A 10,715-nucleotide genomic window follows, 5' to 3' on the forward strand; every position below is an offset into this window, starting at 1 on the left:
TGCGGCGCGGTTACTGCCCGCGGGCAATCCGGACCATCTCGGCGCGGTCCACCACCTTCACCCGCTCACGCACCAGCTCGCCGGTTGCGGGATCGGGATGGACATAGGACGCTCCAAGGCTCTTTTCGTAGGCGTCCAGCTTCAGCCAGCCCTCCCACGTGGTGTATTCAACACCGCGGTCTTCAAGCAGCTTGATGATGGCTTCCTCGTCCGGTTCCTCGGCCGCCGGCAGGTTGAGCCGGTCCTCCAGCAGGAAGCCGATGGTTTCCAGTGCGTCACCCTTGGTGTGGCCGATCAGGCCAACGGGGCCGCGCTTGATCCAGCCGGTGGTGTAGATGCCGGGAACGGGGCTGCCGCCTTCGTCGATGACGCGTCCGCCCTCGTTGGGGATGACGCCGCGCCGGGCGTCAAAGCCGACCTCCGGCAGTTCAGAGCCGAAGTAGCCGATGGCCCGGTAGACCGCCTGCACGGGGTAATCGACAATCTCGCCGGTGCCCCGGGCGTTGCCGGTTCCGTCCAGTTCATTGCGTTCGAACTTCATGCCGGCCACCTTGCCGGGGTTGGCGGGGTCCTCGTAGATCTCAACAGGGCTGTGCAGGAAGTGCAGGTGCAGGCGGCGGGAGGCACCGGAATCCTGCTCTTCGACCAGCCAGTTGGTCAGCGTATTGACCATGGTCTTGGTCTGGTTGTTGGTGCGGATCTGCTCGTCCGAGCCTTCGTCGAACTCGAAGTCCTCCGGGTAGAGCACAATATCGACGTCGCGGGAGTGCGAGAGTTCGCGCAGTTCCAGCGGCGTGAACTTCACCTGTGCCGGACCGCGGCGTCCAAAAACGTGGACGTCCGTGACCGGGGACTTCTTCAGGCCCTCGTAGACATTGTCCGGAATTTCGGTGGTGAGCAGGTCATCGGCGTGCTTGGAGAGGATGCGGGCAACGTCCAGAGCCACGTTGCCGTTGCCGATGACGGCAACTTCCTTGGCGTCCAGCGGCCATTCGCGCGGAACATCGGGGTGTCCGTCATACCAGGACACGAAGTCGGCGCCGCCGAAGGATCCCTCGAGCTCCACGCCGGGGATGTTCATGTCCGCGTCCTTAATGGCACCGGTGGCGAAAATGATGGCGTCATAGAAGTGCCGGAAGTCGGTGAGGGTCAGGTCCTTGCCGTAGTGCACGTTTCCCAGGAAACGGATGTCACCGCGGTCCATGACCTTGTGCAGGGCGTTGACGATGCCCTTGATCCGGGGGTGGTCCGGAGCCACGCCATAGCGGATAAGGCCGTAGGGCGCGGGGTATTTATCAAAGAGGTCAATGCTGACCTCGAAGTCCCGTTCAGCTTTGGTGAGGATATCTGCGGCATAGACACCGGCGGGGCCAGCGCCGATGATGGCGACTCGCATGGGGCGCTGCGACCGGTCCGCGGCTGAATTAGACACTGATAGTCCTTCGTCTCGGGGAGAAATCCTGTGCGGAATAACGCACAGTTTCCTATTCTAAATGCCGCGTACGACGGCGTCTAAACGGTTCGGTGCGATAGTCCCTGCGGATGGGCGGGGGCTGCGTTGAGCAGACAGGGTTGATGGCGGCGGACGGCGGCAGTAACCGGATGTGCTGCGGCGGGAATAGCGTGAGGGCTCCGCAGGTTGTTGCTCACGTGTCTTCTTCGAACGGAACCGGCGCCGAGCGCTCCGCATCCATGTCCGCCACGGCTTCCTCCCAGGCGCCGGCCCGTTCCGCCCCGCAGGGGCCTGCGGCCCAGGCACCTGCACCGCCGACTGCCGGCAGGCGCAGCGAAAATTCCACGGGCATCCTGTTCGGCGTTGGCGCGTATGTGCTGTGGGGGCTGCTGCCCCTGTACTTTGTCCTCCTGGTTCCGGCGGGAGCTGTGGAGATTGTCGCTTCCAGGATCGTTTTCTCCCTGGTGTTCTGCGTTGCGCTGCTCACCACCCTGCGGTCCTGGAAGGCCACGGCCGCAGCTGCAAGGAACCCGAGGCTGGTGGCCACGTTAAGCGGTGCCGCCGTGCTCATTGCGGCCAACTGGCTCACCTATGCCTGGGCCGTCCTGAATGAACACGCGGTTGAGGCCGCCCTGGGATACTTCATCAACCCCCTGGTGTCCGTGCTTCTGGGAGTCGTGATCCTCAAGGAAAAACTCAGGCCGCTGCAGTGGGTGGCTATGGCGGTGGGATTTGTGGCCGTGCTGGTTCTGACCTTTGCATACGGCACGGTGCCCTGGGTGGCGCTTGCCCTTGCCTTTAGCTTTGGCCTGTACGGACTGGTGAAGAAGGGTGTGGGCGGGAAAATTGATGCAATCTCCAGCCTTACCATTGAGACCGCTGCCCTCACGCCTATCGCCGCCGGTGTGCTGATCTGGCTCTCCCTGAGCGGAACGGCCACCATCCTCAGCAACGGCGCCGCGCACTTCTGGCTGCTTGCCGCTTCCGGCATCATTACGGCCGTGCCGCTGATCTTCTTTGGCGCCGCTGCCCGGCGCCTTCCGCTCTCTACGGTTGGCATGCTGCAGTACCTGGCACCCACCCTGCAGTTCATTATTGCCCTGGCGGTCTTCAAGGAAACCATGCCGCCTGAACGCTGGGCAGGGTTTGGATTGATCTGGCTGGCGCTGGTGATCCTGACTGCGGACATGATGGGCGGCCCCCGCCGGAACCGGCTGCTCCGCGCCGCCGGTGTCTAATGCCGCCGGTGTCTAATGCCCGGTGTCTAATGCCCGGTGTCTGATCGGGAGCCCCGCTGCATTAAAAAAGCCCCCGCTGTCCGAGGAGGACGGCGGGGGCTTTTTTGGTCTGCGTGCTGCGTTAACGGACCGAGGCTGCGCGCTGGCGCCGGACCGCCACCAGGGCGGCACCGCCGGTCAGCGTCATGAGGGCACCGATCCCGCCGATGGCCAGCTGGGCAGAGTTCAGCCCGGTAGCAGCCAGCTCTGCGGCCCCGTCAGCTCCGGCCGGAACCGGCTGCGCAGCAAGAACAGTGACAGCCTGCTCCACGGTGAACGTGGTCCAGCCGGCAAGAGTGCCGTCCCGGAACAGCGCCACCTCGTGCTCACCTGCAGCCAGGGTTGCAGGAACCCCCACGGCAATTGATCCCGAGGTGTCTGCGGCAAGCGCTCCCAGGTTGATGCCTGCGGAGGGCAGTACCACCTCGTAGGCAGCTTCGCCGTTCAGGCCGGAGATGCGCAGCTGGCTGCCGGCTGCAGCAGCGGTGACCGTTCCCCGTGTGGCTGCGGTGAGGAGCGTCTCCTGCCCCGGCGTTTCCTGCTCCATAGCGGCGACGCGGACAGCAGCCTTGGCCTTGGCCTGCTCAGCTGCGCGCCGTGATTCTTCTTCCGCAGCAGCTTTCGCCGCGTCGGCTGACTGCGCGGCCTGCCTGGCTGCGGCCTCGTTGGCCGCTTCCTGCGCGGCCGCTTCGACAGCGGCGGCTTCCTGTGCAAGTGCCTGGTCAGCGGCTTCCTCTGCAGCTTTCACGGCTGCGGCGTCTTCGGCGGCTTTCACGGCGGCAGCGTCTTCGGCGGCATTTGCGGCGGCCTCTTCAGCTGCTTTGAGCGCGGCGGCTTCCTCGGCAGCCTTCAGAGCTGCGGCTTCCTCAGCTGCCTTTGCGGCCTCCTCTTCAGCTGCTTTGAGCGCGGCGGCTTCCTCGGCAGCAGCATCCGCCGCGGCCTTCTCTGCTTCAGCCTGACGCGCAGCTTCAGCCTGACGCGCAGCTTCAATCTGGCGGGCTGCTTCAGCCTGACGCGCAGCTTCAACCTGGCGGCCTGCTTCGGCAGCGGCTTCCTCGGCAGCAGCACGGGCAGCGGCATCGGCCGCGGCCTTTGCGGCTGCCTCCCTTGCAGCAGCTTCCTCGGCAGCAGCACGGGCAGCTGCTTCAGCGGCAGCCTTCTCCTGCGCAGCACGGGCTGCAGCTTCTCGGGCTGCTGCCTCGTCCTCCGGTGAAACGGCGTACTGACCGAATTTGGCAGTGGCGAGGTAGGCGCCCTGATTGGGACCGGCGGTCAACTGGACCGCTCCGATTCCAATGTCCGTGTCCGCCGCCCGAAGCATGTTGGCACGGTGTGCCGGCGAGTTGACCCACCAGGTGAACGCCTGATCGGCGCTCATGTTCCAGACGATGTTTTCCGGGAACGCATAGGAACCCGGGCTGTGCTGGAAAACTCCGGCACCGTAAATGTTGGCCTGGTCTGCGGACTGCTGCGTCCAGGACTGCGACTCGGCGGACATCCGGTCATTCCAGTGCAGCGGGGCCAGCGCATGCTGTGCCCGGTAATCGTTGATCAAGACGTACAGGCGATTCGCGAACTGAGCGTCCGTGGAGCTTGCTGCTGCGGACGGGATCGAGATCACCGCCGTCATAAGTGCGATGGCGAGCGCGGTGAAGACGCCCACAAGTTTTCTCAAGCGCAAAAGTGCATCCTTATGCCTCGGGACCCGGTTAGACACCGGAGCCGGACGTGCGCAGACTCCCCGAAGACTGCGGTGCCCGGCTGAAATGTCACGGGGCAACGAAGCGAATTTACCGCAGGCACCCCTAATAGACAACAACCTCCCCATTAGCACCAGTAACACTAATAACAAACGAGACACACTGGAATTGATTAAAGACACGTAGCAGGGGCAGGATCCGCAACCCATCAATGCGGACCCTGCCCCTCCGTGCCGGGAAGGCCAACTCTGCCTCCCGGCTTGCTGTTATTTTCCGGCGGTCCTTTCCGCGACGCCCTTGCGCAGGGTCTCGCCCCGGAAATAGCCGGGGTTGCGCCGGTACATCACCAGCATCAGCACCGCGCCGAGCGCAATCACCCCGGTGCCGAGAATGAACACCAGCCCAACTCCCCCAAGGGAGGAACCGGAGCCGTAGTCCGGATCCATGGAGTCCACCGCGGTCTTGAGGAACATGACAAACAGGATGACGGCACCCGTCAGCGGGGCAAGGAACTTCAAGGCAAAGCTGCGCAGCGAGCTGAATGCCTCCGCACGGAAGAACCAGACGCAGGCCAGTGCAGTGATGCCGTAGTAGAAACAGATCATCAGGCCCAGCGCAGTGATGGTGTCCCACAAAGCGTTTTCGGAGAGCAACCGTGTGACCGTGTAAAACCCTGCCGCTGCCACAGCCGCGGCAATGGTGGCGTATCCCGGGGATTTATGCACCGGACTGATGCTTCCGAACCTGCGGGGCAGCGCCCGGTAATGGCCCATGGCCAGCAGGGTGCGGGCCGGGGACACAAACGTGGACTGCAGCGAAGCGGCAGAGCTGCTGAGGATGGACAGGGACATGAGAATGGCAAACGGCCCCATAACCGGTCCGGCCAGGACGGCAAAAATGCTCTCCTGGTTGTCCGGATTGCCGGCTCCCAGTTCCCCCTCACCCACTCCGGCATAGGCCAGCACCGCCAGAGCCACCATCATGTAGATCAGCACGATGACGAACACCGTTACGGTAGCCGCCCGGCCGGGGGTCTTGTCCGGATTCCGTGTCTCCTCGTTCATTGTGAGGGTGACGTCCCAGCCCCAGTACACAAAGATGGACAGGGAGACGCCCGCCGCGAAGCTGGAGAAGGATTCCACGGCAAACGGATTGAACCATTCGGCGGTAATCGGAGTGGCATCAAACGCAGTTCCGGCGCCCACATGGATAAAGGCAGCCACCGAGAACCAGCCCAGCACCAGCAGCTGGAAGCCCACCAGGACATATTGGAACGTCTTGGTGGTTTCCAGCCCGCGGTAGGAAATCCAGCAGGCCGCAGCAATGAAGACGCAGGTGGTAAGGATGTTCAGCGGCAGGTTGGTGGTCAGCTCCGCCAGGGAATCATTGCCGGTGACCTGCGCCAGCATCAGATAGAAAAAATCCACGGCAACAGCGGCCAGGTTGGACAACACAATGATGGTGGCCGCGATCAGGCCCCATCCGCCCATCCAGCCCACCCAGGGCCCGAAGGCCCGGGTGGCCCAAGTGAAGGACGTCCCGGAATCGGGCATCGCATTGTTCAGTTCCCGATAGCCCAGTGCCACGAGGATCATGGGGATGAAGCCCACCAGGAAAATGGCCGGCAGCTGCACGCCCACCTCCGACACCGTGGGGCCCAGACCGGCAGTCAGAGTGTACGCCGGCGCAATGCAGGACACTCCGATCACCACTGCGCCGAGGAGCCCCACGGTTCCGGATTTCAGCCCTTTTTTGCTGATTCCGCCGGTGCTTTCCTCCCGGGAAGGAACAACTTGGTTGGTACTCATTCCGCAGCCTCTCTGGAGCTGGATGCACGGTCCGCCCGGAAGTTCCGGGGAACCACAACCATGGGGACGGGAAGACTGCGCAGCACCTTGCCGGCAGTGGCTCCCAGGAACAGCCGGTTGTTCTCGGCAAGCCGGCTGGACCCGATCAGCATGATTTCGCCGTCGTCAAAGTCCAGGTCATCGATCGCGTTTTCGATGGTGCGGCCGGAAGCAACGACGGCAGTGACCGGGCAGCGTCCAGCAGCGAGTTCCTGCGCCCGGGCCAGCCTGTCCTGCGCATGCAGCTCTGCCTCCAGCACTGCTTTTTCATCGCCGGACGGTGAATCCAGGGCCACCAGGGACACGAGCCGCAGCGGCAGTCCGCTGCGTGCTGCCGTCTGGACCGCTGTTTCCAGCACATCCTCGGAGCCGCGGCGGTTGCCCACCGCACAGGTGATCCTGGTCAGCGCGCCGGTCCTGCTGTAACCGTGCGGAGCCAGGGCCACCGGCACCGGAGCGGCATGCAGCAGCGCGTTGGCAACGCTGCCCACGGTGTATCGCTTGAAGATGCCGTTGCTCGCCGCGCCCACCACGATCAGGCCTGCCTTCAGCTCGGCGGCCGCATTAATGAGTCCGGCGGCATCGGAATCTGCGTTGCGGATGTATCCGGCGGCTGGCACATCTTCGGGAACCAGGGACAGTCCCTCGGACAGCCACTGTTCCAGCTGTTCCTCCAGGAGGTCGCGGTATCCGCTCTCGGGAGGATAGACCGCGGTGTACGGCGAATGAACCGGGTCAACCATGACCAGGTCCAGTTCCGCGTCCTGGCTCCGGGCGAGCACGGCAGCTAGGTTCAGGGCGTCCCGGCCCCTCTCATTGGCGGTGTACCCGACGATGTATCGCATGGGTGCGCCCTTCAACCCTGTCCGCGCACTTCGGCGAGGATGCGCTCAGCGGTGAGCCGGCCCATCCGCACGGCGCCGTCCACATGCTGGTAACCTTCGGCGGCCAGATCAGAGGATGACCAGTGGATCGGCCCCACGGGCTTGAGCTGGTCAGGGCCGTAGCGGTGCAGACCGCCCAGATCGTAGCTGGCTGCGTACGCGCCTCGGGTCCATTCCTCCGATCCCCAGTCCGACTCGTAATAGACCTCGGGGGTCAGGGCTTCGTCGCCGAGGAAACCGGCCATCGATTCGAGGATCGCCCGGCGGCGCTCGTCGGCTGTGAGCTCGAACATCCGGTCGGCCTTCTCATCAGAGACAAAACCCACCAGGGTGCCGCGGGGATCCCCGTGGTTGGTGTTGTCATAAATTTCCTGCACCAGCTCGTTGGCGCCAAAGCAGGTGCCGGACAGGCCGGCCCTGCGCCAGAAGGGTGTGGAATATACGGCGTGAACCTTGATCACCAGGCCCAGGGACTGGTGCTGGTGCATCTGGTGCTGACGGCGCGGCAGCGGCGGATCGAAGGAGACCCGGGAATACAGGTTCGGCGGCACAGCCATGACGGCCCTGCGGGCGTGGACCGTGACGTTGTCAGCGACGGCGGTGACGCCGTCGTGCGCAGTGCCGTCCTCACCCGGCCAGCGCAGGAAGCGGACGGGAGCCGAGAGGAAGACATCCCCGTCCAGGTCAGCGGCTATGCGCTCGGAGACCTGCTGCATTCCGCCGGCCACGCGGCGGTCCAGGATGAAGTCTTCATCCACCAGGTTGGAGAAGGAGCCGGCGGAAGCCGCCATAAGCACAGCCTGCAGCACGGAGAAGGAGTGGGCCGGCTTGGTGAGCATGCCGCCGGCCACAAAGAGGCCGATGTTGTTGCAGGCTTCCTCGTCGGAGGACTGCCCGCGGAGCCAGTGATGGAAAGAGATGGTGTCCAGTTCCCGGGCGCGGGGATGATTCCAGGGTGCGGCGGGGTCCGTCTCCGCAGCCAGGCCGTCAAGGAGTTCGATGAGGCGGAGCATTTCCTTTTCGGTCTGCTCCCCCACCGGGAACATTTCCCCGGTGTAAGTGCGGCGGGTGCCGTCCGGCGAGATGTACACGGATTCTCCCGCACGGTAACGCTCGAACGTTTCCAGGCCGAGTTCATCGATGAGGGAGATCAGGGCCGTCTGGTCGGGAGACACCCACTGACCGCCAATTTCCAGCATGGCGCCGTCAATCGTGTCGGTCCAGGTTCGTCCGCCCACCCGGCTGCGTGCTTCGAGCACTGCCACGCTCAGGCCGGCGGCCTTCAGCGTGCGGGCCGCGGTCAGGCCCGACGGTCCGGCTCCAATAATTACTACGTCACGTTCCAGCGTCTTCACAGTGTCCTTTCCCGGCGGCCGGCGGGCCGCCTGCCTGCAATAAATGAATATGATTCATTTATTGCAGGTACTGTAGCGTGCGTCACGTCCACTGGGAAGCTCAAGGCGGGGGAGGCGTGTCATATGACACGATGAAGGCCGGAACCGCGGAAGGAAAAAGAGCATATGACGAGGGATGAACCGCGCCGCAGGAGCGCCGGGCGGCCGGTAAGCCGAGTCCTGTCGCAGGAGCGGATTGTCACCGCGGCCGTAAACATTATTTCGTCCGGCGGCTACGGGGCGCTCACCATGTCAGCCCTGGCCCGGCGGCTGGGAGTTGCACCCTCGGCGCTGTACAACCATGTGGCCTCCAAACAGGAGGTGCTTCGCTGGCTGCAGGACTATGCCATGTCCTCAGTGGATGTCTCCGCGTTTGGCGCTGAACCGTGGAGCGCAGCGCTGCGGACATGGGCCCGCTCCTACCGCGGCGTTTTTGCCCGGCACACCCCGCTGATTCCTGTGATTGCCGTGCTGCAGGTCAGCGGCGCCCCGCGCACGCTGGCAATGTATGAGGCAGTTGCCGCGGGCCTGGAACGGGCCGGGTGGCCGCCGGAGCAGATTGTTCCGGCCATTGTGGCACTGGAATCATTTATTTACGGCTCGGCGTATGACGCCGTGGCACCCTCCGACATTTTCGACACCGGTGCCCTGGCAGCCGAGAGCCCGCATTTTACGGCTGCGGTGCATCAGCAGGCCGGGCGGGCCGAGGGGCGGGCGGCAGATGCCGCATTTGAGGCCGGCCTGGAAGCCTTGATCACCGGGCTCGCCCGGCGCGCCGGACTCGCTGCAGAGTACGGCAGCTCTGCGGAGTCCGGCGCCCGCTGAGACAGCAGCCGGGCCGGGGTTGGCCGGGGCGTTAGGACAGCGCGCGGACGGCGGCTTCCACCACGTCGAGGGCGTCTGAGAGCAGCTCTTCCCCAATCACCAGCGGCGGCAGCAGGCGCACCACGTTGCCGTAAGTGCCGCAGGTCAGAATGATGACGCCTTCGGCCAGGCACGCCGCGGCAACAGCCTTGGTGATGTCAGCATCCGGGGTCTTGGTGCCGGGCTTGACGAATTCCAGGGCCAGCATGGCACCGCGGCCGCGGACCTCGCCGATGACGCCGGTTTCTTCAGCAAGCTGCTGCAGGCGGGGAACTGCAAGTTCCTCGATCCGGCGGGCGCGGGCCGAAAGATCGAAGGATTCCATGGTCTCGATTGCTGCCAGTGCCGCAGCGCAGGCAACGGGGTTGCCGCCGTACGTGCCGCCCAGTCCGCCGGCGTGGACTGCATCCAGCAGCTCGGCGCGGCCGGTGACGGCAGAGAGCGGCATGCCGCCGGCAATGCCCTTGGCCATGGTCATGATGTCCGGAATGACGCCCTCATGCTGCACGGCGAACCATTCGCCGGTGCGGCAGAAGCCGGATTGAACCTCGTCCGCGATGAAGATAATACCCTTGGATTTGGCCCATTCCGCCAGCCGCGGCAGGAAGCCTTCGGCCGGAACAATGAACCCGCCTTCGCCCTGAATCGGCTCAATCAGGATGGCTGCCGTCTGGTCCGCACCGATCTGCTTTTCAATGGCGAGGATCACCCGGTCCGCAGCCTGGGCGCCGGTGATCTGCGGGTTTTCCTCCCGGAACGGGTAGCTCATGGGCATCCGGTAGATCTCGGAGGCAAACGGTCCAAAGCCGGTCTTGTACGGCATGGCCTTGGCCGTCAGGCCCATGGTCAGGTTTGTCCGGCCGTGGTAGGCGTGGTCAAAGGCGACGACGGCGTCACGGCCGGTGGCGGAGCGGGCAATCTTGATCGCGTTTTCCACGGCTTCGGCGCCGGAGTTGAAGAGCACGGTGCGCTTTTCATGATCACCCGGAGTCACTTCATGCAGCTTCTCGGCCAGCGCAATGTACCCCTCGTAGGGAGTCACCATGAAGCAGGTATGCGTGAAATGCTCCACCTGCTCCTTCACCGCGCCAACGACGGCGGGATCCGACGCACCGACGCCGGTCACGGCAATGCCGGAGCCCAGGTCAATGAAGGAGTTGCCGTCCACGTCAAGGATGATGCCGCCGTCGGCATCGGAGACATACACCGGAACCGACGACGCCACGCCTTTGGCAACCACCGCTGCCCGGCGGGCGTTCAGCTCGGAGGATTTAGGGCCGGGGAAGGCCCCGTTGA

8 protein-coding genes are annotated in these 10,715 nt (G+C 64.4%); 2 read left to right on the forward strand and 6 right to left on the reverse strand.

The window, feature by feature from the left end:
* Positions 1-10 precede the first annotated feature (10 nt).
* The gene (locus tag QMA10_RS15440; RefSeq protein ID WP_290169757.1) at positions 11-1,432 is read right to left on the reverse strand and encodes an FAD-dependent oxidoreductase; all 1,422 of its coding nucleotides are present in this window, start codon (positions 1,430-1,432) and stop codon (positions 11-13) included.
* A 218-nt stretch (positions 1,433-1,650) separates the two neighbouring features.
* On the opposite strand from QMA10_RS15440, the gene rarD reads away from it, so the two are divergent.
* The gene (gene rarD, locus QMA10_RS15445) at positions 1,651-2,691 is read left to right on the forward strand and encodes an EamA family transporter RarD (protein ID WP_290169758.1); all 1,041 of its coding nucleotides are present in this window, start codon (positions 1,651-1,653) and stop codon (positions 2,689-2,691) included.
* Positions 2,692-2,812: 121 nt separating this feature from the next.
* On the opposite strand, the gene QMA10_RS15450 is transcribed toward rarD, so the two are convergent.
* The 4 genes from QMA10_RS15450 to QMA10_RS15465 form a co-directional block, all read right to left on the reverse strand.
* On the reverse strand, positions 2,813-4,405 hold the full coding sequence (locus QMA10_RS15450) for a CAP domain-containing protein (RefSeq protein WP_290169759.1): 1,593 nt from the start codon (positions 4,403-4,405) through the stop codon (positions 2,813-2,815).
* Positions 4,406-4,696: 291 nt separating this feature from the next.
* Positions 4,697-6,238, reverse strand: a complete 1,542-nt coding sequence (locus tag QMA10_RS15455; RefSeq protein ID WP_290169761.1) for an APC family permease — start codon at positions 6,236-6,238, stop codon at positions 4,697-4,699.
* Positions 6,235-7,122: a universal stress protein gene (locus tag QMA10_RS15460; protein ID WP_290169763.1), complete on the reverse strand. Its 888-nt coding sequence runs from the start codon at positions 7,120-7,122 to the stop codon at positions 6,235-6,237. Before QMA10_RS15460 ends, QMA10_RS15455 begins: the two co-directional genes overlap by 4 nt.
* A gap of 11 nt (positions 7,123-7,133) precedes the next feature.
* A complete protein-coding gene (locus tag QMA10_RS15465) occupies positions 7,134-8,516 on the reverse strand; it encodes an NAD(P)/FAD-dependent oxidoreductase (RefSeq protein WP_290169766.1) in 1,383 nt (460 codons plus the stop codon).
* 165 nt (positions 8,517-8,681) lie between these two features.
* On the opposite strand from QMA10_RS15465, the gene QMA10_RS15470 reads away from it, so the two are divergent.
* Complete coding sequence (locus QMA10_RS15470) at positions 8,682-9,380, forward strand: TetR/AcrR family transcriptional regulator (RefSeq protein ID WP_290169768.1); 699 nt, start codon at positions 8,682-8,684, stop codon at positions 9,378-9,380.
* 31 nt (positions 9,381-9,411) lie between these two features.
* Here the strand turns inward: QMA10_RS15470 and gabT are convergent.
* Positions 9,412-10,715 (reverse strand): 4-aminobutyrate--2-oxoglutarate transaminase (gabT, locus tag QMA10_RS15475; protein WP_290169770.1); only part of this gene is annotated, 1,304 nt, incomplete at its 5' end.

It is taken from the genome of Arthrobacter sp. APC 3897 (assembly GCF_030407495.1).
GTDB lineage: Bacteria > Actinomycetota > Actinomycetes > Actinomycetales > Micrococcaceae > Arthrobacter_B.

Excerpts from the sequence above, each read along its gene's own strand:
- QMA10_RS15455 (WP_290169761.1), bottom strand. The coding sequence starts at position 6,238 with ATGAGTACCAACCAAGTTGTTCCTTCCCGGGAGGAAAGCACCGGCGGA.
- QMA10_RS15460 (WP_290169763.1), bottom strand. The coding sequence starts at position 7,122 with ATGCGATACATCGTCGGGTACACCGCCAATGAGAGGGGCCGGGACGCC.
- QMA10_RS15470 (WP_290169768.1), top strand. The coding sequence starts at position 8,682 with ATGACGAGGGATGAACCGCGCCGCAGGAGCGCCGGGCGGCCGGTAAGC.